Origin of the sequence: Amaricoccus solimangrovi (assembly GCF_006385685.1) — a bacterium.
GTDB lineage: Bacteria > Pseudomonadota > Alphaproteobacteria > Rhodobacterales > Rhodobacteraceae > Amaricoccus > Amaricoccus solimangrovi.
The window spans coordinates 87,781-109,154 of record NZ_VFRP01000013.1; the positions used below are offsets into that span (position 1 = coordinate 87,781).

Here is a 21,374-nt window from a genome sequence, read left to right on the forward strand (position 1 = left end):
CTACGTGGTGAGACCGGCCTCCGCCGTAATCTCCCCGAACAGGCGCGCCGCGGGCATCGCCCGGCTCAGCGGCGCGCCCTGACCGGCCCATTGCGCGCCGAACCCGCTCTCCCCCGCCGCCCGGGCGGCGGCGTTGAGCGCCTTTCCCGCGTCGTAGGCGATCGGATAATCGGGGCAGGGCGGGACACCGCCAGCGCCCCAGGCGGTGAACCGATTGGCGAGGCAGCGCGCCGGCCGTCCCGAGATCACCCGCGTCATCACCGTGTGCTCCGCCCCCGGCCCCGTCAGCGCCGCCCGATAGGCCGCGTCCGCCGCGCTTTCCGGGCAGGCGATGAACGCCGTCCCGAGCTGCGCCGCCAGCGCGCCGAGGTCGAGCGCCGCGCGCACGCCCCGCCCGTCCATGATCCCGCCGGCGGCGATCACCGGCAGCCCGGACCGCGCGACCAGAAGCCGCGTCAGCGCGAGCGTCCCCAACCGGTCGTCCGGCGCATCGGGATCGAACACGCCCCGATGCCCGCCGGCCTCCCAGCCCTGCGCCACCACCGCGTCGATTCCCGCCCGTTTCGCCGCCGCCGCCTCGGCGAGGCTCGTCGCCGTCGCCAGCAACGCGCAGCCCGCCGCCTTGAGCGCCCGGATCCGCGCCGCGTCCGGCAGGCCGAAATGGAAGCTCACCACCGGCGGCGCCTCCGCGACGAGCAGCGCGAGCATCTCGTCGTCCTCCGCGAAGCTCCGGTAGATCTCGCCGATCCGTTCCGGGGGCGCCGCGCCGAATTCCGCGAACAGCGGCCGCGTCGCCGCGAGCCAGGCCGCCTCGCGCGCGGCATCGGGCCGGGCGGGCGCGTGGACGAAGAGATTGACGTTGCAGGCCCGCGCCGTCCGCCCGCGCAGTTCCGCGAGCATCGCTCCCGCCCCGGCGGCGTTCGTCGCGCCCACGCCGATCGAGCCGAGCCCGCCCGCCTCCGACACCGCCGCCGCGAGCGCCGGGGTCGCGACGCCCGCCATCGGCGCCTGGATGATCGGGATGTGCACCCGGAGACGGTCGAGCAGGGACATGCGCGCGAGGATAGGCGCGGGCCCGGGCCGCGGCAACGGGAAGAGGCCCGGAAGCGCGGCCGTCTTGTCCACATCGGCCGTGTATGGCCTAAGCGGGAGAAGAACAGGAAAGGCCCGGCATGGAACTATCGGCGGATCAGGCGCGCGCGCGCACGAGGATCCTGGCCGCGCTCGCGAAGGCCGGGGTCGATCTCGACCTCGGCACGGTCGAGGCGGAGGGCGGCCGCTCCGAACGGCTCGCCGTGCTCGGCAAGGCCGGATCGGGAAAGACGCTGCTGCTCTCGGAGATCGTCCGGGGGCTGATGGAACTCGGGCTGAGGCCGGTGACCGGCGATTTCGAGAGCCGGAACACGAAGGCCCGGACCTTCTGCGTGCTGGCGCCGACGAACAAGGCCGCGGGCGTGCTGCGCGGGCGAGGCGTGCCGGCGACGACGATCCACCGCGTGCTCTACACGCCGCTCTACCATCCCGACTACGAGGCGATCGCGGAATGGCTCACGGGCGAGGGCGAGCGGCCGGCGGCCGACACGCTCTCCGACGAGGCGCTCGACCGCGCGAAGGCGTTCTACGCGCGCCATCCCTCGATCCCGGGCGCGCTCGCCGCCGCCGGGCTCAGGGGCTCCGATTTCATCAAGGGCTGGAAGCGGCGCGAGCAGCCGCTCGACATCGGGCTGATCGACGAGGCCTCGATGCTCGACGCGACCCAGTTCGAGGATCTGGGCCAGCTCTTCTCCACGCTCGTCCTCTTCGGCGATCCCGCCCAGCTCGCGCCCGTGGGCGGCGGCGGCGGGATGGTCTTCGACGCGATGGCGGAGGATGCGAAGCTCACGCTCGGCCGGGTGCACCGGCAGGCGGCGGACAATCCGATCCTCGACCTCGCCCACGCGCTCGGCGATCCGGATCTGGAATTCGAGGCTTTCGAGGATCTCATCCACGCCGCCGCCGCGCGCGACGACCGCGTGGTGGTGGCCCAGCGCGCCGACGCGGTGGCGATGGCGCGCGCGCCGGTCCTCGTCTGGCGCAACGCGACGCGGGTGCGGCTGATCCAGGGTTTCCGCGCCGTCCATGGCGCGCCGTCGCACGACCTCATCCCGGGCGAGCCGCTGATCTGCGACGGGATCGAACTGCCGCTCAGGCACCGGCGCAAGCGGATGGATCTCGAGGCGCGCGGGCTCATCAAGGGCGCGCAGGCGATCTATCTCGGCCCCGGCCGCAAGCCGGGCTTCAGCCGGCTGCACCTGCCGGGCAGCGAGGAGGGCGATCTCTCGGTCGCGAGCATCATCCAGATCGAGGTGCCCGGCGCGGAGGAACCGATCATCCCGACCGCGGCCAGCATGGGTGTGCTCTTCCTCCATGGCGCGGCGGTGACGATCCACAAGGCGCAGGGCTCGCAATGGCCGGAGGTGCAGGTCTTCGCCCCCGACCTCTTCGCCGCCGCCCGCGCGGGCCGGGTCGAGGCGGGGATCGCGCTCTGGAAGCGCCTCGCCTACGTCGCGATCACCCGGGCCGAGCACCGGCTCCACTGGGTCACGCGCTACATGCTGTCGCGCCCGACCGAACCGCTCGGCACCGACGATCTCGTCCGCAACGCGCCGATCCTCGCGCTCGAGGCCGAGGGCTGAGCTACTTGTATTCGATGAGCGTCGCGCGCCGCCGCAGGCGGAATTCGAGCACGCCCGCCGCCTCCGGAAACTTGCCGAGCACCGTGAAGATCCCGCGCTCCGCGCCGAGGCGCCCGCCGCCCTCGCGCCGCGCGAGGCGCAGCGCCTGCGCGGGATAGGCGAGCAGGATCAGCGCCCCGGCGAAGGCGGGCGGAAAGGCGAGCGCGCCCGCGACGAGCGCGGCGAGCGCCGCCGCCGGCAGCGCGGCGCCCCAGAGGATGGCCCGCCGCGTCTCGCCGACCCAGTGCCGCTCCGCGCCCCGGCCGTGCAGCGCCGCGCCGGCCGCGAAGGCGAAGCCCGCCCGGCGCGAGCGTCGCCACCATTGCCCGAACCGGGTGATCGCCGCGTCGTGCCAGCACATCTCGGCCTCGAGCCGCCAGGTCTTCCAGCCGAGCCCGCGCAACCGCAGGCAGAGTTCCGGCTCCTCGCCGGCGATGAGATCGTCGCGATAGCCGCCGGCGGCGATCAGGGCGCTCGTCCGGATCAGCGCGTCGCCGCCACAGGCGCGGGTCTCGCCCAAGGGGGTGTCCCACTCCCGGTCGCAGAGCCGGTTGTAGACCGACGCCTCCGGAAACCGCTCCCGCCGCCGGCCGCAGACGGCGGCGACCTCCGGACGGGCATCGAGGAAGGCGCGCGCGCGCGGGAGCCAGCCGCGCCTGAGCGCGCAGTCGCCGTCGAGAAACTGGACATAGGCGGGCGGCGGCCCTGGCCGCGCGAGGAGCGCGGCGAAGCCGGCGTTGCGCGCGCGGGCCGCGGTGAAGGGGCGCGCGGGATCGAGCCTCACCACCTCGGCCCCCTCGCGGGCCGCGCGCTCCGGACTGCCGTCGGTGGAGCCGGAATCGACGTAGATGACGGGAGCGGCGCGCGGAACGACCGTGGCGAGGCAGGCGAGGAGCCGCGCGCCCTCGTCGCGGCCGATCACCACCGCGGCGATCGTCTCGCGGGCAGCCGGGCCGCCGGAGGGCGGATCGGGAAAACGGGATGCGCTTAAGCCGTCGGTCATCTCGGGGGGCCAGTCTCGGGAGCGAACGAGTCGGAGGCTAGCCGCGGGGGTATTGACGCGCCTCTAACGGCGACGCCGAGAGAGAGTGCCGGGACCGCGCGACCATGCCCAATACGATCGCCTATCTGGCGCTGCTCCTCTGGCCCGGCGTGGCCTTCCTCCTCCACAGGCTGCTGCCGCCGGAGCGGGCGGTGATCTGGTCGATCCTCGGCGCCTATCTGGTCCTCCCCCCGGTCGCCAACATCGATCTCCCGCTGTTCCCGCGGCTCGACAAGGTCTCGATCCCGAGCGCCGCGGCCTTCCTGATCCCGCTGATGCTCGGCTACCGGATCCCGCCCCTGCCGCGCGGCCCGCTCGCGCGCCTTCTCGCGCTCATGTTCCTGCTGACCCCGGTCGCCTCGGTCCTGACCAACGGCGATCCGATCCGCTTCGCCCGGGGCGGGCTCCCGGGGCTCCGCGCCCATGACACGATCGGCACGATCATCGCGCAGATGCTCGCGCTCGCGCCCTTCCTGCTCGGCCGGCGCTTCCTCGCGACGGCGGCGGGGGCGCGCGAGCTTCTGGTCGCGCTGGTGGTCGCGGGCCTCCTCTATTCCCTGCCGATGCTCTTCGAGGTGCGGATGAGCCCGCAACTCAACATCTGGATCTACGGCTTCTTCCAGCACGATTTCGCCCAGATGATGCGGGGCGGCGGCTTCCGCCCCATCGTCTTCCTCTATCACGGCCTCTGGGTCGCGTTCCTGACCTTCATGACGCTGACCGCCGCCGTCGCCCTCTGGCGTTCGCCGCCCCGGCCCGGGACGGGCGGCCGCTATCTCGCCGCGAGCGGCCTTTTCGCGGTGCTGCTGGTGCTCTGCAAGAGCGCCGCGGCGCTCGTCTACGCCGGCGCGGCGCTGCCGCTCGCGCGGTTCGCGGGCGCGCGGACGCGGTTCCTCTGCGCCGCGCTGCTCGGGCTGATCGCGGTCAGCTATCCGCTGCTGCGCGGCGCCGAACTGGTGCCGGTCGACGCGATCGTGGCCCGGGCCGAGGCGGTGAACGCGGAACGCGCGCAGTCGGTCGCCTTCCGCTTCGCCAACGAGGAAAGCCTGCTCGCCCATGCGCGCGAGAGGCCCTGGTTCGGCTGGGGCCCCTGGGGGCGCAACCAGCTCTATGACGTCTACTCGGGCGAGATGACCTCGGTCTCGGACGGGCGCTGGATCATCGTGATCGGCATGTTCGGCTGGTCCGGCTATCTCGCCGAATTCGGCCTGCTGGCGCTGCCGCTCGTGATGCTCGCCCGCCGCGCGCTCGGACAGGGCGGGGCGGCGATCCCGGAGCATGCCGGGCCGCTCGCGCTCATCCTCGGCTTCAACATGATCGACATGCTGCCGAACGCGACGCTCATCCCCTTCACCTGGCTGATCGCCGGCGCCCTGCTCGGCCTCGCGGAGGCGCGCGAGACGGCGCCGGACGCACGGGGGGCGGAGGCGGAGCCGCCCGCGGCCGCGCGGCCCCGGACGATCCTCTGATCCGCCTTCACCGGCCGTTAAAGCCCCCGCGCTACGCCGGACGCGGGCGGCGCGTCGGAACGGGGAGGAGAGAGGCAGCCATGGGCGGGATCAGGATCGGCGCTCCGGTTCCGCGCCTCCCCGGCCGGACCCCGGCCTTCCCGGAGGGCGAGGTCGCGCGCGCCGTCTCTCCCGCCGCCGCCCGGCCCCGCGTGATGGTGATCGCCGAGGCGGCCAATCCCGAATGGGTCAGCGTGCCGCTCGTCGGCTGGTCGCTCGCCCATGCGCTGCGCGCCGTCGCCGATGTCCATCTCGTGACGCAGATCCGCAACCGCGACGCGATCCTGCGGGCCGGCCTGGTCGAGGGCGCCGATTTCACCGCCATCGATTCCGAGGCGCTCGCCGGGCCGCTCTGGCGGCTCGCCGGCGCGCTCCGGATGGGCGAGGGGCGGGGCTGGACCATGGTCCAGGCGCTCGGCGCGCTTTCCTATCCCTGGTTCGAGCATCTGGTCTGGCGCGAATTCGGACCACGCCTGCGCGCCGGCGCCTTCGACATCGTTCACCGGATCACCCCGCTCAGCCCGACGGTGCCGAGCCCGATCGCCGCGCGGTGCCGCCGGGCGGGCGTCCCCTTCGTGATCGGCCCGCTGAACGGCGGCCTGCCCTGGCCGAGAGGCTTCGAGGTCGCGCGGCTCAGGGAGCGGGAATGGCTCTCTCATCTGCGCGGCGCCCATCGGCTGCTGCCTCACCGGCGCGCGACGCTCGGCGCCGCCGCGGTGATCGTCGGCTCCCGCCACACCGAGGGCGAGATGCCGGCCGGCGCGCGCGCGCATTACCTGCCCGAGAACGGGATCGACCCGGGGCGCTTCGCGCCGGGCCCCCGGCGCGCCGGCGGGCCGCTCCGCGTCTGCTTCATCGGGCGCATGGTTCCCTACAAGGGACCGGACATGCTGCTCGAGGCGGCGGAGCCGCTCCTGCGCGCGGGCCGGGTCGAGATCGAGATGATCGGCGACGGGCCGATGCTGTACGAACTCCGCCGCCGCCGGGCGGGGCCCGGGGTGCGCTTTCGGGGCTGGCTCGACCACGCGGCCCTGCGCGAGGTCGCCACGGGCTGCGACGTGCTCGCCTTTCCCTCGATCCGCGAATTCGGCGGCGGCGCCGTGCTCGAGGCGATGGCGCTCGGCCTCGCGCCGCTGGTCGTCGACTACGGGGGGCCGGGCGAACTCGTGCGGCCGGGCACCGGCTACAAGGTCGCCCTCGGCCCGCGCGCCGGGATCGTGGCCGGTTTCCGCGCCGCGCTGGGCGAGATGGCGGCGAACCGGGAGGAGGTCGCGCGCACCGGCGCCGCCGCGCGCGCCCATGTGCTCGCCGAGTTCACCTGGGCCGCCAAGGCGGCGCGGGTGGCGGAAATCTACGCCGAGGTTCTGGAGGAACGCCGATGACCGATCCGACCGTGCTCGTGGTGATCCTGAACTACCGCACCGCCGGGATGACCCTGCGCGCGGCCGGGGCGGCGGTCCGCGCGATGGAGGGCATTCCGGGCGGGATCGTCCTCGTCGACAACGATTCCCGCGACGGCTCGTTCGAGCGGCTGCGCGACGCGGCGCGGGGGTGGGAGAGGGTCCGCGTGATCGCCTCCGGCCGGAACGGCGGCTATGGCGCGGGCAACAACATCGGCATCCGCGCGGGCCTGCCGGACGGCGCGCGGCCCGACTACGTGCATGTCCTGAATTCCGACGCCTTCCCCGAGGCGGGGGCGATCGCGATCCTGCGCGACCACCTCTCCGCCCATCCCGAGGCGGGTTTCGCCGGCAGCCGGATCCTCGACGCGGAGGGCGCCCCCCGCCACTCCGCCTTCCGCTTCCCCTCGATCGGGGGCGAGATGGAGGCGGCGGCGCGGACCGGCCCGGTCTCGCGCCTTCTCGCGCGCCATGTGATCGCCCCGCCGATCCCGGAGGAAACGGTGGCGGTCGACTGGCTGATGGGGGCGAGCGTGATGATGCGCCGCGCGATGCTGGACGAGATCGGCCTCTTCGACGAGGGCTTCTTCCTCTATTACGAGGAAACCGACCTCTGCCTGCGCGCCGCCCGCGCCGGATGGAAGGCGGTCTACGTGCCCGGGAGCCGCGTCATCCACCTCGGCTCGGTCTCGACCGGCATGGGCGCCTGGCGGCGCACGCCGCGCTACTGGTTCGACTCGCGCCTGCGCTATTTCGTGAAGAATCATGGGCCGGCCTACGCGGCGGCGGCGACCGGCGCGCATCTCGCGGGCGGGCTGCTCTGGCGCGCGCGGCGGCTCGTGACGGGCCAGCCGCCCTGCGACCCGCCGCGCTTCCTCTCCGATCTCGCCGCGCACGCGCTTTCCCGCGCCGTCGGCCTCGGGAGCCGCTGAGATGTTCGAGGTCTTCGCGCTCCCGCCCGTTCCCGTCGCCTTCACCGCCGCGCCGGTCCGCGTCGCGGACGCGGGCGATTTCGTCACCGGGCGCGCGCCTTCGGTCGGGATGGGGCTCTCGGGCATCGCCGACTGGTCGACCGAGCAGCCCTTCCTCGACCTGATGAAGACCGCGCGCCCCTGGATCGGCCACCTGCCCGGACAATGGGGCGGCCGGGACCACGCCGACCTCGCCCGCGCCGGCGCGCTCGACGAGGCGGGCTGGCTCCGGCGGATCCCGGCGGGGATCACCGGCGTCTCGACCCTGGTGCTGACCGACCAGCCCGCCGCGGCGCGAAGCCTCGCCGGCCGCTACGTGCTGAGCTGGCGCGGCTCGGGCAGGATCGCCGTCGAGGGCCGGGTGAGCGCGGTGGAGCGGCGCCCGGGCGAGATCCGCTTCGACTACGCGCCCGGGCCGGGCTCGGTCATCGTCACGATCACCGCGACCGATCCGAAGGGCGCGGGCGACCACATCCGCGACATCCGCCTGATCGCCGAGCGCGACGCGGCCCGCGTGGCGGCGGGGGAGATCTTCAACCCGCGCTGGCTCGCCCGGATCCGGGGCATCCGGGCGGCGCGGTTCATGGACTGGATGGGCACGAACGGCTCGGCGCAGGCGAACTGGTCCGACCGGCCCCGGCCCGGCGACTATACCTATGCCCGCGCCGGCGTGCCGGTCGAGATCATGGTCGCGCTGGCGAACCGGCTCGGCGCCGATCCGTGGTTCAACATGCCCCATCGCGCGACCGACGCCTATGTCCGCGCCTTCGCCGCCTATGTGCGCGACCATCTCGACCCGCGCCGCCGGGCCTATGTCGAATATTCGAACGAGCTCTGGAACTGGGGCTTCGGCCAGGCGGACTGGGCGCGCGGGCAGGCGCGGCGCCGCTGGGGCGCCGGGGCGCCGGGGGATGCCTGGATGCAATACGCCGGTCTGCGCGCGGCCGAGGTGGCGCGGATCTGGACCGGGGTCTTCGGTCCCCGCGCGGACCGGCTCGTCCGGGTGATCGCGACCCAGACCGACTGGCCGGGGCTCGAGAAGCCGCTGATGGACGCGCCGCTCTACGTCGCCGAGGATCCGCGCCGCAACGCCCCGCCCGCCGAAGCCTTCGACGCCTATGGCGTCACCGGCTATTTCGGCGCCGCGCTCGGAGCCGACAAGGCGCCGCTCGCGCGCGGCTGGCTCGGCGAGGGGGAGCGCGCCGCGCTCGCCAAGGCGCTGCGCGAACTCGACGACGGGCGGCTCTCGGGCGATCCCTCCGACTCGCTCGCGCGGCTCACCGGGGAACTCTGGCCCTATCACGCGCGGGCCGCGCGGGCGCGCGGGCTCGATCTCGTGATGTACGAGGGCGGCACCCATGTCGTCGGCCAGGGCGCGGCGACCGGGGACCAGGCGCTGACCGACTTCTTCACCGCGCTCAACTATTCCCCCGGCATGGGCGATCTCTACGCGAAGCTGCTCGCCGGCTGGCGCGCCGCGGGCGGCACGCTCTTCACCGCCTTCGTCGACGTCGCGGGGCCGAGCCGCTGGGGCAGCTGGGGCGCGCTGCGCCATCTCGACGACGACACGCCGCGCTGGCAGGCGCTGCGCGCCTTCAACGCGGCCAATCCCGCCTGGTGGGACAGCCGGCCCGCCTCCGACTTCACCCCGCGCTAACGCTCCGGATCGCCATGCTCAGCATCATCATTCCCGCCTATAACGAGGCCAGCGTGATCGGCCGCTGCCTCGCCTCCGTCCTCGCCGCCGACGATCCCGGCTGCCCGGTCGAGATCATCGTCAGCGCCAATGCCTGCCGCGACGGCACGATCGAACGCGCCCGTGCCAACGAGGCGGTCGCCCGGCGGCGGGGCTGGCGGCTCACCGTGATCGACCGGCCCGAACCGGGCAAGCCCGGCGCGCTCAACGCCGGCGACGCCGCGGCGCGGGGCGACTGGCGGCTCTATCTCGACGCCGACGTGGCGATCGAGCGCGACATGCTCCGCGCGCTCGCCGGCGCGCTCCGCGATCCCCGGCCGCGCTTCGTCGGCGCCCGGCTCGCGATGGAGGTGACGAGCGGCGACCGCTTCGGCCGGCTCTACGCCCGGCTCTGGGCGCGGCTGCCCTTCATGGCGCTGACCGTGCCGGGATGCGGCCTCTTCGCGGTGAACGCCGCGGCGCGCGCGCGCTGGGGCGCCTTTCCCGATGTGCTGGGCGACGACATCTTCGTCCGGCTCCAGTTCGCCCCGGCCGAGCGGGTCGCGGTCGCCGCGCGCTACCGCTGGCCCGTCGCGGCCGGTTTCGCCGCGCTGGTCCGGGTCCGCCGGCGCCAGCGCGCGGCGGTGACCGAGATCGCCGCCCGCTTCCCCGAACTCGCCCGCAACGAGGACAAGCCCCCTCTCGGCGGCCGCGGCCTCCTGCGCCTCGCGCTCGCCGACCCGCTCGGCCTCGCCGCCTACGGCCTCGTCGGCCTCGCGGTGCGCGCGCGCCGGCCGGAGGCGGGGTGGAGCCGGGCGCGCTGAGCGCGGCCGCTACGCGTTGCAAATCCGGCCCGATTGCGCGCTAATCCCCTGAACGCCGCCCGCGTGGCGGAGGAAGGGAGAGGGCGGGGATGAAGAAGGCGATCAGGCCGGAACAGGCGGCGGAGATGATACCGGACGGCGCCGTCGTGATGATCGGCGGCTTCATGGGCGTCGGCACGCCGGAGCGGCTGATCGACGCGCTGGTGGCCCGCGGCGTCCGGGGCCTGACGGTGATCGCCAACGACGCGGCGCTGCCCGGCAAGGGGATCGGCAAGCTCGTCTCGGCCCATGCGATCGCGAAGGCGATCATGTCGCACATCGGCCTCAATCCCGAATTCCAGAAGCAGATGATCGCGGGCGAGGTCGAGGTCGAGCTCGTCCCGCAGGGCACGCTGGTCGAGCGGATCCGCGCCGGCGGCGTCGGCCTCGGCGGCGTGCTGACGGCGACCGGGCTCGGCACGCCGGTCGCCGAGGGCAAGCGGGTGGTCGAGGTCGGCGGCGAGAGCTACCTGCTCGAAACCCCGCTCAAGGCCGAATTCGCGCTGATCCGCGCCTATCAGGCCGATTACGCGGGCAATCTCTGCTATTCGCTGACCGCGCACAACTTCAACCCGGTCATGGCGCTCGCCGGCGCCACGGTGATCGCGGAGCCGGAGGTGATCGTGCCGATCGGCGTGATCCCGCCCGATTCGGTCAAGACGCCGGGCGTGCTCGTGCACCATCTGCTCGCGAGGGCCGCGTGATGGAGGTGGCGGTTCACAGCCCGAAGGAGATCATCGCCCGCCGCGTCGCACTCGAGATCCGGCCCGGCATGCTGGTCAATCTTGGCATCGGCCTGCCGAGCATGGTGGCGAACCACATCCCCCACGACGCGGGTGTGTTCTTCCAGGCCGAGAACGGCGTGATCGGCCTCGGCGCCCGGCCACCGGAGGGGATGGAGGATCCGAACCTCACCGACGCGGGCGGCGGATTCGTGACCGCCGTGCCGGGCGCGGCCTCGATCGATTCCGCGATGAGCTTCGGCCTGATCCGCGGCGGCCATCTCGACATGACCGTGCTCGGCGGGCTGCAGGTGGACGCGCGCGGGCATCTCGCCAACTGGATGGTTCCGGGCCATATGGTGCCGGGCATGGGCGGCGCGATGGATCTGGTCGCCGGCGCGAAACGCGTGATCGTCGCGATGGTCCATTCCGCCCGGGGGGAGGCGAAGATCGTGCCGGAATGCACGCTGCCGCTGACCGCGGCGCGCCGGGTCAGCCTGATCGTGACCGAGATGGCCGTGATCGAGCCGACCGCCGACGGGCTCGTCCTGCGCGAGCGCGGCCCCGGCGTCTCCGTCGAGGAGATCCGCGCCGCGACGGCCGCGGAGCTCATCGTCCCGGCCGAGCCGCCCGAGATGACGCTCGCCTGAGAGGGGCGGGCGAGGAAAGGGAGAAGCCCGCCATGTGCCGAAACATCCGGCCGCTCTTCAACTTCGACCCGCCGGCGGGCCAGCCGGAAATCCGCGCCGCCGCGCTGCAATACGTGCGCAAGATCAGCGGCTTCCAGAGGCCCTCCGCCGCCAACCAGGCCGCCTTCGACAAGGCGGTGGACGAGATCGCCGCCGCCTCCTCCGCGCTCGTGTGGGCGCTCGTGACCAGCGCGCCGCCGCGCGACCGGGAGACCGAGGCGGAGAAGGCCCGCGAACGCTCCCGCCGGCGGTTCGGCGCGCGCCCGGCCTGAGGCTCGTTTCCGGAAGCGGCGTTCCGCCCGGCCGATGCGCGCCGGCCCGTCTGTCCGGCCTTTCCCTCTGCGCCGCCGGGGCTAGGTTGAGGCCAGACGCCCGTCCGAGGGGCGCGTGGAGCCAATCCGGCGATGCCCGGACCAGTCAGGGGGACCGCATGCCATCCGATTTCGAGACCATCCCGCGAGAGACCGGCGCGGCGGACGGCGCCCCGCCCCGGTCCGAAGTCAGCCTCACCATCAACGGCCGCGACTGGTCCGGCGTGATCGACAACCGCGTCACGCTGCTCGATCTGCTGCGCGAGGAGATCGGGCTCACCGGCTCCAAGAAGGGCTGCGACCATGGCCAGTGCGGCGCCTGCACCGTGATCGTCAACGGCCGCCGCGTGAACGCCTGCCTCAGCTTCGCGGTGATGCACCAGGGCGACGCGGTCACCACGATCGAGGGCGTGGGAAGGCCCGACGCGCTCGACCCGCTGCAGGCGGCCTTCGTCGCCCATGACGGCTACCAGTGCGGCTACTGCACGCCGGGGCAGATCTGCTCGGCGAAGGCGGTGCTCGAGGAGATCGCCGCCGGCGTGCCGAGCCATGTGACGCGCGACCTCGAAGCGCCGATCGCGACGACGGCCGAGGAGATCCGCGAGCGCATGAGCGGCAACATCTGCCGCTGCGGCGCCTATGCGAACATCCTCGCCGCGATTTCCGAGGTGGCGGAGGGCGCGCGATGAGAGCCTTCAGCTACGAGAAGCCCGGAACCCTCGCCGAGGCCGCCGCCGCGGGCGCGCGGGAGGGGGCGAAATACATCGCCGGCGGGACCAATCTGATCGACCTGATGAAGCTCGAAATCGAGACGCCCGCCCATCTCGTCGACGTCAACGGCCTCGGCCTCGACCGGATCGAGGAGACGGCGGCGGGCGGGCTCCGGATCGGCGCGCTGGTGCGCAACACCGACCTCGCCGCCGATCCCCGCGTGCGCCGCGACTACGCGCTCTTAACCCGCGCGCTGGTCGCCGGCGCCTCGGGCCAGCTCCGCAACAAGGCGACGACGGCGGGCAACCTGCTGCAGCGGACGCGCTGCGCCTATTTCTACGACACCAACATGCCCTGCAACAAACGCGCGCCCGGCTCCGGCTGCGCCGCGCTCGAAGGGATCAGCCGCCAGCTCGGCGTCGTCGGCACCTCGGAGGCCTGCATCGCCACGCATCCGAGCGACATGGCCGTGGCGCTGCGCGCGCTCGACGCGGAGATCGAGACGATGCGCGCCGATGGCGTGGCGCGCTCGATCCCGATCGGCGAATTCTACCGGACCCCGGGCGAGACGCCGGAGATCGAGACGGTGCTCGGCGCGGGTGAGCTCATCACCGGCGTCACGCTGCCCGCGCCGCTCGGCGGGGCGCAGCTCTATCACAAGGCGCGCGACCGCGCCTCCTACGCCTTCGCGCTCGTCTCCGTCGGGCTGGTGCTGCGCGAGGATGGCACCGGCCGGATCGCGCTCGGCGGCGTTGCGCCGATGCCCTGGCGCGTCGAGGCGGCGGAGGCCGAGCTCGGAGAGGGCGCGGCGGCCGCCTGCGAGATGCTCTTCGCCGGCGCGCGGCCGACGGAGCAGAACGCATTCAAACTGCCTCTCGCCGAACGCGCGCTCGCCGCGCTGCTGGCCGAGGCGAGGAGCTGAGCGATGCTGTTCGATACCCCCGCCAAGGAAAACCCGATCGACCGCGCGCGCGAGGTCGGCCAGCCGCGGCCCCGGATCGACGGGCCGCTCAAGGTCTCCGGCACCGCCCGCTACGCCTATGAGCAGCGCGACGTCGTGGAAAACATGGCCTATGGCTATCCGCTCGGCGCCGCGATCGCCAAGGGCCGCGTGCGCGCCATCGACACCGCCGCCGCCGAGGCCGCGCCGGGCGTGATCGGCGTGCTGACGACGCTCGACGTCCCGCGCCACGCGCTCGGGCCGATGAACACCGCGATGCTCTTCGGCGGCGACCGGGTCGAGCATTACCATCAGGCGATCGCCGTCGTCGTGGCCGAGAGCTTCGAAGAGGCCCGCGCCGCGACCGCGCTCCTCGACGTCGATTACGCGCCCGAGCCGGGCTGTTTCGACCTCGAACGCGTCGCCCGCGAGATCGTCGGCCAGCCGTTCTGCGAGGACGACGCGCTGGTGGGCGATTTCGACGACGCCTTCCTCGCCGCGCCGGTCCAGCTCGACGTCACCTATCGCACGCCCGACCAGAGCCACTCGATGATGGAGCCGCATGCGACGCTCGCGGCCTGGGAGGGGGACGAACTCACCGTCTGGACCTCGAACCAGATGATCGCCTGGGGCGTGCGCGATCTCGCCGCCGCGCTCGACCTGCCGCGCGACAAGGTCCGCCTCGTCTCGCCCTTCATCGGCGGCGGTTTCGGCGGCAAGCTCTTCGTGCGCTCCGACGTCGTCGCGGCCTCGCTCGCGGCGCGCAAGGTCGGGCGGCCGGTGAAGCTCGCGCTGCCCCGGCCGCTGATCGCGAACAACACGACGCACCGGCCCGCGACGGTCCAGCGCCTGCGCTTCGGCGCGACCGAGGACGGCAAGTTCACCGCCTTCGGCCACGAGAGCACCTCCGGCAATCTCCCCGACGGCGGCCCGGAGACCGCGACGCAGCAGTCGCAGTTCCTCTACGCCGCGCCGAACCGGCTGGTCGGCGAAAGGCTCGGTGTGCTCGACCTGCCCGAGGGCAATGCGATGCGCGCGCCGGGCGAGGCTTCGGGGATGATGGCGCTCGAGGCGGCGGTGGACGAGATGGCCGAGAAGCTCGGCCTCGATCCGATCGAGTTCCGGATACTCAACGACACCCAGGTCGTGCCGGGCAAGGACACGCCTTTCTCGCAGCGCCACCTCGCCGACTGCCTGCGCCTCGGCGCGGACCGCTTCGGCTGGGGCGAACGCGCCAGCCTGCCGGCGCGGCGGCGCGAGGGGCGGTCGTGGATCGGCATCGGCGTCGCCGCGGCCTATCGCAACAACCTACTGATGAAATCCGGCGCCCGCGCCCGGCTCCAGGAGGGGGGCGGCGTCGAGATCGAGACCGACATGACCGACATCGGCACCGGCTCCTACACGATCATCGCGCAGACCGCCGCCGAGATGATGGGCGTGCCGCTCGCGCGCGTGACGGTCCGGCTCGGCGATTCGCGCTATCCGGTCTCGGCCGGCTCGGGCGGGCAGTTCGGCGGCAACAGCTCCACCTCGGGCGTCTACGCCGCCTGCGTCGCGCTGAGGACACGCATCGCCGAACGGCTCGGCGCCGATCCGGAAACGGCGGTCTTCGAGGAGGGCGAGGTGCGCTGGGGCAACAGCGCGGTGTCCCTCGTCGAGGCCGCGTCGGGGGGCGAGATCGTCGCGGAGGATTCGATCACCTTCAAGGGCCTCGGCGAGAAGTACCGCCAGTCGACCTTCGGCGCGCATTTCGTCGAGGTCGCCGTCGACGCGGCCACGGCCGAGATCCGCGTGCGCCGGATGCTCGCGGTCTGCTCGGCGGGCCGGATCCTCAACCCGGTGACCGCGCGCAGCCAGGTGATCGGCGCGATGACGATGGGCGTCGGCTCCGCGCTGATGGAGGAACTCGCGGTCGACAAGACCCGCGGCTTCTTCGCGAACCACGACCTCGCGGGCTATGAGGTGCCGGTGCACGCCGACATTCCGCGCCAGGACGTGATCTTCCTCGACGAGACCGACCCGATCTCCTCGCCGATGAAGGCGAAGGGGGTGGGCGAGCTCGGCCTCTGCGGCGTCGCGGCGGCGGTCGCGAACGCGGTCTACAATGCGACCGGGATCAGGGTTCGCGATTTCCCGATCACGCTCGACAAGCTCCTGCCCCACATGCCGCCCTTCTGAGGTTTTCGCGGCGGGGTGCTGGAACCGAAGCCGGTTCGGGGCGATATGTGAACGACAGGCGGGGCCGCCCTTCGGTGGGAGGGGCGGCCTTCGCGCGTCACAGGAAAGGTCACGCAGATGCAAACCCTCACCGAACACGGTCGGGAAATCGCCCGCGCCGCCGCCGAGCGCCATGGCGTGAGCGCGCAGGCCGCCGCCGAACTGCTGCGCGCGCTCGCCCTCGGCGGCGGCGCCCAGGCGCAGTTCAGCCATCCCGAGCTCGGCGGCATGGGCCAATGGTCGCGCGGCGGCATGCTGATGATCGGCGACATGTTCAACAACGCGCTGAAGGCGCGGGTCGACGCGCTCGCGAACGATCTCGCGGGCGAGCTCGCCCATGGCGACGTGCTGCGCCAGCCCGAGGGCGCCTCCGTCCCGGGCGGGCAGGGCTGGCCGGCGGAATTCGGCGCGCCCGCGTCGAGCGGCGCGCAGAACGACATGCGCTACGCCTTCTTCCCGGAAACGCGCCGGCTCGCCATCGTCCGCCACGGCGCGATGGAGGTCTATGACAGCGGCGAGCACCGGATCACCGGCGTCGGCCAGCAGCAGGGCGGCGACCAGTCGATCAGCTTCTCGACCGCGGAAGGCCCGGTCCGCCTGCACGACCTGCGCCGGCTCGACGCGCCCGGCGCGGGGGCTTCCCCCTCCGAGCCCGTGCGCGGCGACCTGACCACGCCGGCGCCCGGCAAGGCTCCCGAACCCGCGCCCGAGGCCGCCCGCGCGCCCGCCCCGCCCGCGCCGTCCGCCGTCCCGTCCGCCGCTCCGGCGGAGGCGCCTCCCGCGGCCGCGCCCCGCTCCGCCGGGGGGCAGGGCGACGTTTTCGACGCCCTCGAAAGGCTCGCGGATCTCAGGAACCGCGGGATCCTGACCGAGGAGGAATTCGCCGCCAAGAAGAAGGATCTTCTCGCGCGGCTCTGATCAACCGGAGAAGTCATGATCATCGAGATCGATACCCGGCTCGACTACAAGGTCGCGCCGGACAGCCCCGCTCTGCTCCAGATCGAGGCCGCCTCGCTGCCCGATCAGCGCATCCTCGAGACGACGACCGACGCGCGCCACGCCTCGGTCTTCGTCCGGATCCCCGCCGAGGACGGCGTGGGCGAGCGGTCCTGGATCGTGGCCGGCGACCGGCTCCGCTGCGACTACCGCGCCCGGGTGGAGATCGACCGGCCCGAGGTCGAGCTTCGCGCCCTCGCGCCGACGCCGCCGCGGGATCTGCCGGGCGAGGTGGTGAAATACACGCTCGGCTCGCGCTTCATCGTGCCGGAGCTTTTCGAGCCCTTCGTCTCCACCCGGTTCGAGGGGTTGCGGGGCGGTGCCTTCGCCGCCGCCGCGCGGGACTGGATCGAGCGCGAACTCGCCTATGTTCCGGGCGCGAGCGACGGGACGACCACGGCCGCGGACACCTTCCTGAAGCGTCAGGGCATCTGCCGCGACTACGCGCATCTGATGATCGCCTTCGCCCGCGCCGGCGGCATCCCGGCGCGGATGGTGAGCGTCTACGCGCCGAGCGTCGAGCCGCCCGATTTTCACGCGGTCTGCGAACTCTACCTCGCAGGCGCCTGGCATCTGGTGGATCCGACCGGCATGGCGGGGGCCGGCGAGATGGTCCGGATCGGCGTCGGGCGCGACGCGGCCGACATCGCCTTTCTCACCGTGAAGGGCGAGAGCGAACTCGTGAAGCAGAGCGTCTCCGTCCGCCGGGGCTGACCGGCTCCGCGTTGACCGTATCTTGACAGCTTGCCCCGTGGGCGGGGTAGTGGATGCAAGAACAACGGGCAGGAGATCTTCCGCATGACAGGTCGCGCGTTTGGCGCCCCGGCGGCGCTCGTGGCGCTGGCACTCGGCCTCGCGGGCTGCGCCGCGCCACCCCCTTCCGCGCCGGAGGCGTCGCGCGCCGCGCTTCATCCGAACGAGACCCCGGAACTGCGCGCGCTGATCGACCGCTACGCCGACGGCTACGGCGTGCCGCGCGATCTCGTCCAGCGCGTCGTCATCCGCGAGTCGAACCACCGGCCCGAGGCGCGCAACGGCCCCTATTACGGTCTGATGCAGATCCTGCCCGGCACCGCGCGGGCCATGGGCTACCGGGGCGGGCCGAGCGGCCTGCTCGACGCCGAGACGAACCTCCGCTACGGCGTCAGGTATCTCCGGGGCGCCTGGCTCGTCTCGGACGGCGATCGCGACGCCGCCGTGGGGTGGTACGCGCGCGGCTACTACTACGAGGCCAAGCGCAAGGGCCTGCTGGAGGCCACCGGCCTCAGGTGACGCCGGCCGTTGGGGGAGCCGGTCTCCCCGCGCCGCGGCAGCCATGCGCCCCCGTGGCTGGCTCGCCGGCTCCGAACGGTATACCTCTGCATCCCAAACTCGGGTTTGGGAGAGGAAACACGATGACCGAGGGCAGGATCGCCCATGCCGGGGCGCGGGCGAAGGTGACCACCGCGGAGGCGGCGGCCGCGTTGATCGGCTCCGGCGACACGGTGGGGATGAGCGGCTTCACCGGCTCGGGCTATCCGAAGGCGGTCCCGACCGCGCTCGCCGCCCGGATCGAGGCCGAGCGCGCGGCGGGCAACCCGTTCCGCGTCCGGGTCTGGACCGGCGCCTCGACCGGTCCCGAACTCGACGGCGCGCTCGCCCGCGCCCATGGCATCGAGTTCCGCCTGCCGTACAATTCCGACCCGATCGCCCGCGCGCGGATCAACGCGGGCGAGATGGAATATTTCGACATGCACCTCAGCCAGGTCGCGCCGATGGCCTGGCAGGGCTTCCTCGGCAAGCTCGACGTGGCGGTGATCGAGGTCTCCGGTATCGACGCGGACGGGCTGCTGATCCCCTCGGCCTCGATCGGCAACAACAAGACCTGGATCGACCTCGCCGACAAGGTGATCCTCGAGGTCAACGGCTGGCAGAGCGCCGCCCTCGACGGAATGCACGACATCTATTACGGCACCGCGCTCCCGCCCCACCGGGTGCCGATCCCGATCACCATGGCCTCCGACCGGATCGGCGAGACCCGCTTCCGCTGCGATCCGGAGAAGATCGTCGCCATCGTCGAGACCGAGGCGCCCGACCGGGGCTCCGCCTTCTCCGCCCCCGACGCCACCTCGGTGCGGATCGCGGGGCACCTGCTCGAATTCCTCGGCCACGAAGTCGCGAAGGGCCGCCTGCCGGCCTCGCTCTTGCCGCTGCAGTCGGGCGTCGGCAACATCGCCAACGCGGTGCTTATGGGGCTGATCGAAGGGCCGTTCGAGGGGCTGACAGCCTATACCGAGGTGCTGCAGGACGGGATGCTCGACCTGATCGACTCGGGCAAGCTCACCTTCGCCTCCGCCACCGCGCTCTCGCTCAGCCCCGCGGCCGCCAGCCGGTTCAACGCCGAGCTTCGCCGCTACCGCGACAGGATCCTGCTTCGCCCGCAGGAGATCTCGAACCATCCCGAGGTCGTCCGCCGCCTCGGCTGCGTCGCGATGAACGGGATGATCGAGGCCGACATCCACGGCAACGTCAATTCCACCCATGTGATGGGCTCGCGGATCCAGAACGGCATCGGCGGCTCGGGCGATTTCGCGCGCAACGGCTTCCTGTCGATCTTCCTCTCGCCCTCGACGGCGAAGGGCGGCGCGATCTCGGCCATCGTGCCGCATGTCTCCCATACCGATCACATCAACCAGGACGTGCAGGTGATCGTGACCGAGCAGGGTCTGGCCGATCTCCGGGGCCTCTCGCCGAAGCAGCGGGCGCAGGTGGTGATCGCCAATTGCGCCCATCCCGACTATCGCCCGATGCTCGAGGACTACCGCGCCCGCGCGCTCCGGGGCTCCTACGGTCAGCAGACGCCGATGCTCCTCTCCGAGGCGCTTTCCTGGCACGAGCGTTTCGTCGCCACCGGAACAATGCGGCCCTGAGCGAATTTCCCCCGGTGCTCCGCTCCGTGCTAGGCTCGGCGGCGGAGTGACCGGTAGCTGGAGATTGCGATGAAGAACCCCTGGATGAGCGCCTGGCTCAGCGCGGCGAACAAGGCGGCGGGCCCGATGCGCGGCGCCTGGCTGGCCGAGGTCGAGAAGCAGCGACGCGCCTTTCTCGATCAGTGGATGAAAGCCTGGATGCCGGGCCTGCCCGAGAAGAAGACGCCCCCCGCCCGGCGGCGGACGCGGCGGAAATAGCGCCTCCACCGGGGAACAACGCGGCTCTCTCCCTGTTCCTCGCGGGACCGGACCGGAAGATGGTCCGATCCCAAAGGAGGAACATCAGGATGAAACGCTTCGCAGTTCTGCTCGCCTCGACGGCGCTTCTCGCGGCCGGCGCGGCCCATGCCGATTGTGAGGAAGAGCTTTCCATGCTCGAGGGGCTGTCCAAGTCGGGCTCCACCGCGCCGCTCGCCCCGGGCACGGCCACGCCGCAGACCGGAGCGTCGGACATGGGCGCGCAGGGTCACGCGCTCGAGCATGGCGACCCGGACGGCGTGACCAAGAACGGGACGCAGGAACCCCTCGGCGTCAGCCCCGACGTCGCCACCTCGGCCCAGGACGCCCAGGCGCAGCAGGAGGGCGGCCTGACGGCGGCGCAGCAGGCGGGCGGCGCCGATGCCACGCAGTCGGACACCCGCGCCGGCGCGATCGCCCGGGCGCACGAGGCGCTCGCCGCCGGCGACGAGGAGGCCTGCATGAAGGCGGTGGAGGAGGCGAAGTCGATGTGACCCCCGCCGCGGCGGATCGGTCGCGGCGGATCAGTCGTCCTCCCCGAGGGAGAGATTGGCCGCCGCGGCCGCCGCCGTCAGCGAGAGGTCGGGATGGCCCTCGCATTGCCGCGCGACCTCGTCGGCCCAGTCGCGCGCCGCCGCCTCGTCCTCCGCGCCGATATCGTCGCCGAAGGGCTCGATCGCCGTGAGCGCGCCGACCCGGTCCCCCTCGTCGAGCGCGACGAAATCCGCGCAGGTCTCCGCGTCCTGACCCAGCGGGCCGGGCGAGATCGCCTCCTCGGCGCGCGCGGCGGCGCCGATGAGAAGGAGGGCGGAGAGGAGATGGATCGGGCGCATGGCAGGCTCCTCGCTCTGGGATCTCCCGCCGGATAGCACTTCTCCGCGGAGCCGGGAAGCGGGACGGCCCGGCGTGGGGCCTTCCTCCCCCGCCACGCGCGCGCGAATCGCCCGCCGCCGGCGCGGCTCGTGCTATCCTCACGGGCGACCGTCGGGAGGGATGGCCTTGGCCCCGCGTCTGATCCGCGCCGCGCTCCTCGCCGCCGGGCTGCCGGGGGCGGCCGGGGCGGTCGATCTCGACGCGCTGACGGGGCTCGACCCGCGCGCGGCCTGCGTCGCCTATCTGCTGACCGAACTCGGCGCGCGCTACCAGGCCGGGGGCCTCGGCCAGCCGGGCTACGCGGCGGAGGCGGCGATGCTGCTCCCGATCACCCGGGGCCAGGCCGGCCGGCCCAACCCGGGGCTGGAGCGCCGCATCGACGCGATGATGGAGCGCATCTCCGCCGAGGCGCCGGGCACCGCCGAACTCGCCCGGAAGGCGGAGCTCTGCCGCGCCCGTCTGGGGCTCTGACCCCGCGAATATGCATTGACATATTCACGGGTGGGCAGGCGGGTCGCGCGAATATGCAAATGCAT

Annotated in this window: 22 protein-coding genes; 19 read left to right on the plus strand and 3 right to left on the minus strand. The window is 72.9% G+C overall.

All coding sequences use genetic code 11. The features are described 5' to 3' along the window. On the minus strand, window positions 1–1,053 hold the full coding sequence (locus tag FJM51_RS13935; RefSeq protein ID WP_140454740.1) for an NAD(P)H-dependent flavin oxidoreductase: 1,053 nt from the start codon (window positions 1,051–1,053) through the stop codon (window positions 1–3). 119 nt (window positions 1,054–1,172) lie between these two features. Here FJM51_RS13935 and FJM51_RS13940 point away from each other — a divergent pair, with 119 nt between their 5' ends. Continuing rightward, window positions 1,173–2,675 carry an ATP-dependent DNA helicase gene (locus tag FJM51_RS13940; protein ID WP_140454741.1) on the plus strand — a complete coding sequence of 501 codons (1,503 nt, stop codon included), beginning with the start codon at window positions 1,173–1,175 and terminating at the stop codon, window positions 2,673–2,675. Window position 2,676: 1 nt separating this feature from the next. Here FJM51_RS13940 and FJM51_RS13945 read toward each other — a convergent pair whose 3' ends face one another. Further along, window positions 2,677–3,717: a glycosyltransferase family 2 protein gene (locus tag FJM51_RS13945; protein ID WP_140454742.1), complete on the minus strand. Its 1,041-nt coding sequence runs from the start codon at window positions 3,715–3,717 to the stop codon at window positions 2,677–2,679. Between the two features lie 104 nt (window positions 3,718–3,821). On the opposite strand from FJM51_RS13945, the gene FJM51_RS13950 reads away from it, so the two are divergent. From FJM51_RS13950 to FJM51_RS14030, 17 genes are all read left to right on the plus strand, one after another. Next, a complete protein-coding gene (locus FJM51_RS13950; protein WP_140454743.1) occupies window positions 3,822–5,225 on the plus strand; it encodes a hypothetical protein in 1,404 nt (467 codons plus the stop codon). Between the two features lie 194 nt (window positions 5,226–5,419). Continuing rightward, on the plus strand, window positions 5,420–6,646 hold the full coding sequence (locus FJM51_RS13955; protein ID WP_181164561.1) for a glycosyltransferase family 4 protein: 1,227 nt from the start codon (window positions 5,420–5,422) through the stop codon (window positions 6,644–6,646). Then, window positions 6,643–7,596 (plus strand): glycosyltransferase family 2 protein, encoded by a 954-nt coding sequence (locus FJM51_RS13960; RefSeq protein ID WP_140454745.1) that lies wholly within the window; start codon window positions 6,643–6,645, stop codon window positions 7,594–7,596. Before FJM51_RS13955 ends, FJM51_RS13960 begins: the two co-directional genes overlap by 4 nt. A 1-nt stretch (window position 7,597) precedes the next feature. After that, entirely contained in the window at window positions 7,598–9,292 is a 1,695-nt protein-coding gene (locus FJM51_RS13965; RefSeq protein ID WP_140454746.1) for a hypothetical protein, read from the plus strand. Between the two features lie 14 nt (window positions 9,293–9,306). Then, complete coding sequence (locus tag FJM51_RS13970) at window positions 9,307–10,134, plus strand: glycosyltransferase family 2 protein (protein ID WP_140454747.1); 828 nt, start codon at window positions 9,307–9,309, stop codon at window positions 10,132–10,134. Between the two features lie 89 nt (window positions 10,135–10,223). Then, entirely contained in the window at window positions 10,224–10,877 is a 654-nt protein-coding gene (locus FJM51_RS13975) for a CoA transferase subunit A (RefSeq protein WP_140454748.1), read from the plus strand. Further along, window positions 10,877–11,545 (plus strand): 3-oxoacid CoA-transferase subunit B, encoded by a 669-nt coding sequence (locus tag FJM51_RS13980; protein WP_140454749.1) that lies wholly within the window; start codon window positions 10,877–10,879, stop codon window positions 11,543–11,545. Before FJM51_RS13975 ends, FJM51_RS13980 begins: the two co-directional genes overlap by 1 nt. A gap of 32 nt (window positions 11,546–11,577) precedes the next feature. Beyond that, a complete protein-coding gene (locus tag FJM51_RS13985; protein WP_140454750.1) occupies window positions 11,578–11,856 on the plus strand; it encodes a DUF2277 domain-containing protein in 279 nt (92 codons plus the stop codon). 158 nt (window positions 11,857–12,014) lie between these two features. Further along, a complete protein-coding gene (locus FJM51_RS13990; protein ID WP_140454751.1) occupies window positions 12,015–12,584 on the plus strand; it encodes a 2Fe-2S iron-sulfur cluster-binding protein in 570 nt (189 codons plus the stop codon). Then, the gene (locus tag FJM51_RS13995) at window positions 12,581–13,528 is read left to right on the plus strand and encodes an FAD binding domain-containing protein (RefSeq protein ID WP_140454752.1); all 948 of its coding nucleotides are present in this window, start codon (window positions 12,581–12,583) and stop codon (window positions 13,526–13,528) included. The genes FJM51_RS13990 and FJM51_RS13995 overlap by 4 nt, the downstream gene beginning before the upstream one ends. 3 nt (window positions 13,529–13,531) lie before the next feature. Further along, window positions 13,532–15,724: an aldehyde oxidoreductase molybdenum-binding subunit PaoC gene (gene paoC / locus FJM51_RS14000; RefSeq protein WP_140454753.1), complete on the plus strand. Its 2,193-nt coding sequence runs from the start codon at window positions 13,532–13,534 to the stop codon at window positions 15,722–15,724. A gap of 117 nt (window positions 15,725–15,841) precedes the next feature. Next, window positions 15,842–16,681: an SHOCT domain-containing protein gene (locus FJM51_RS14005; protein WP_140454754.1), complete on the plus strand. Its 840-nt coding sequence runs from the start codon at window positions 15,842–15,844 to the stop codon at window positions 16,679–16,681. A gap of 15 nt (window positions 16,682–16,696) precedes the next feature. Then, window positions 16,697–17,473 (plus strand): transglutaminase-like domain-containing protein, encoded by a 777-nt coding sequence (locus FJM51_RS14010; protein WP_140454755.1) that lies wholly within the window; start codon window positions 16,697–16,699, stop codon window positions 17,471–17,473. Between the two features lie 84 nt (window positions 17,474–17,557). Then, window positions 17,558–18,031 carry a lytic transglycosylase domain-containing protein gene (locus tag FJM51_RS14015; RefSeq protein WP_140454756.1) on the plus strand — a complete coding sequence of 158 codons (474 nt, stop codon included), beginning with the start codon at window positions 17,558–17,560 and terminating at the stop codon, window positions 18,029–18,031. A gap of 122 nt (window positions 18,032–18,153) precedes the next feature. Next, the gene (gene scpC, locus FJM51_RS14020) at window positions 18,154–19,668 is read left to right on the plus strand and encodes a succinyl-CoA:acetate CoA-transferase ScpC (protein WP_140454757.1); all 1,515 of its coding nucleotides are present in this window, start codon (window positions 18,154–18,156) and stop codon (window positions 19,666–19,668) included. Window positions 19,669–19,737: 69 nt separating this feature from the next. Beyond that, a complete protein-coding gene (locus FJM51_RS14025; RefSeq protein ID WP_140454758.1) occupies window positions 19,738–19,926 on the plus strand; it encodes a hypothetical protein in 189 nt (62 codons plus the stop codon). Between the two features lie 89 nt (window positions 19,927–20,015). Beyond that, window positions 20,016–20,459, plus strand: a complete 444-nt coding sequence (locus FJM51_RS14030; RefSeq protein WP_140454759.1) for a hypothetical protein — start codon at window positions 20,016–20,018, stop codon at window positions 20,457–20,459. A gap of 30 nt (window positions 20,460–20,489) precedes the next feature. Here the strand turns inward: FJM51_RS14030 and FJM51_RS14035 are convergent, their stop codons facing one another. Further along, window positions 20,490–20,798 (minus strand): hypothetical protein, encoded by a 309-nt coding sequence (locus FJM51_RS14035; RefSeq protein ID WP_140454760.1) that lies wholly within the window; start codon window positions 20,796–20,798, stop codon window positions 20,490–20,492. Between the two features lie 166 nt (window positions 20,799–20,964). On the opposite strand from FJM51_RS14035, the gene FJM51_RS14040 reads away from it, so the two are divergent. Continuing rightward, window positions 20,965–21,309 carry a hypothetical protein gene (locus FJM51_RS14040; RefSeq protein WP_140454761.1) on the plus strand — a complete coding sequence of 115 codons (345 nt, stop codon included), beginning with the start codon at window positions 20,965–20,967 and terminating at the stop codon, window positions 21,307–21,309. The last annotated feature ends 65 nt before the right edge of the window (window positions 21,310–21,374 follow it).

Bases quoted from the DNA above. Each gene is read 5' to 3' on its own strand.
- FJM51_RS14010 (WP_140454755.1), top strand. From the start codon at position 16,697: ATGATCATCGAGATCGATACCCGGCTCGACTACAAGGTCGCGCCGGAC.
- FJM51_RS14025 (WP_140454758.1), top strand. From the start codon at position 19,738: ATGAAGAACCCCTGGATGAGCGCCTGGCTCAGCGCGGCGAACAAGGCG.
- FJM51_RS14035 (WP_140454760.1), bottom strand. From the start codon at position 20,798: ATGCGCCCGATCCATCTCCTCTCCGCCCTCCTTCTCATCGGCGCCGCC.
- FJM51_RS13975 (WP_140454748.1), top strand. From the start codon at position 10,224: ATGAAGAAGGCGATCAGGCCGGAACAGGCGGCGGAGATGATACCGGAC.
- FJM51_RS13990 (WP_140454751.1), top strand. From the start codon at position 12,015: ATGCCATCCGATTTCGAGACCATCCCGCGAGAGACCGGCGCGGCGGAC.
- FJM51_RS13935 (WP_140454740.1), bottom strand. From the start codon at position 1,053: ATGTCCCTGCTCGACCGTCTCCGGGTGCACATCCCGATCATCCAGGCG.
- FJM51_RS13980 (WP_140454749.1), top strand. From the start codon at position 10,877: ATGGAGGTGGCGGTTCACAGCCCGAAGGAGATCATCGCCCGCCGCGTC.
- FJM51_RS13965 (WP_140454746.1), top strand. From the start codon at position 7,598: ATGTTCGAGGTCTTCGCGCTCCCGCCCGTTCCCGTCGCCTTCACCGCC.
- FJM51_RS13960 (WP_140454745.1), top strand. From the start codon at position 6,643: ATGACCGATCCGACCGTGCTCGTGGTGATCCTGAACTACCGCACCGCC.
- scpC (WP_140454757.1), top strand. From the start codon at position 18,154: ATGACCGAGGGCAGGATCGCCCATGCCGGGGCGCGGGCGAAGGTGACC.
- FJM51_RS13940 (WP_140454741.1), top strand. From the start codon at position 1,173: ATGGAACTATCGGCGGATCAGGCGCGCGCGCGCACGAGGATCCTGGCC.
- FJM51_RS14005 (WP_140454754.1), top strand. From the start codon at position 15,842: ATGCAAACCCTCACCGAACACGGTCGGGAAATCGCCCGCGCCGCCGCC.
- FJM51_RS14030 (WP_140454759.1), top strand. From the start codon at position 20,016: ATGAAACGCTTCGCAGTTCTGCTCGCCTCGACGGCGCTTCTCGCGGCC.
- FJM51_RS14015 (WP_140454756.1), top strand. From the start codon at position 17,558: ATGACAGGTCGCGCGTTTGGCGCCCCGGCGGCGCTCGTGGCGCTGGCA.
- FJM51_RS13995 (WP_140454752.1), top strand. From the start codon at position 12,581: ATGAGAGCCTTCAGCTACGAGAAGCCCGGAACCCTCGCCGAGGCCGCC.
- paoC (WP_140454753.1), top strand. From the start codon at position 13,532: ATGCTGTTCGATACCCCCGCCAAGGAAAACCCGATCGACCGCGCGCGC.
- FJM51_RS13950 (WP_140454743.1), top strand. From the start codon at position 3,822: ATGCCCAATACGATCGCCTATCTGGCGCTGCTCCTCTGGCCCGGCGTG.
- FJM51_RS13955 (WP_181164561.1), top strand. From the start codon at position 5,420: ATGGTGATCGCCGAGGCGGCCAATCCCGAATGGGTCAGCGTGCCGCTC.
- FJM51_RS13970 (WP_140454747.1), top strand. From the start codon at position 9,307: ATGCTCAGCATCATCATTCCCGCCTATAACGAGGCCAGCGTGATCGGC.
- FJM51_RS13945 (WP_140454742.1), bottom strand. From the start codon at position 3,717: ATGACCGACGGCTTAAGCGCATCCCGTTTTCCCGATCCGCCCTCCGGC.
- FJM51_RS13985 (WP_140454750.1), top strand. From the start codon at position 11,578: ATGTGCCGAAACATCCGGCCGCTCTTCAACTTCGACCCGCCGGCGGGC.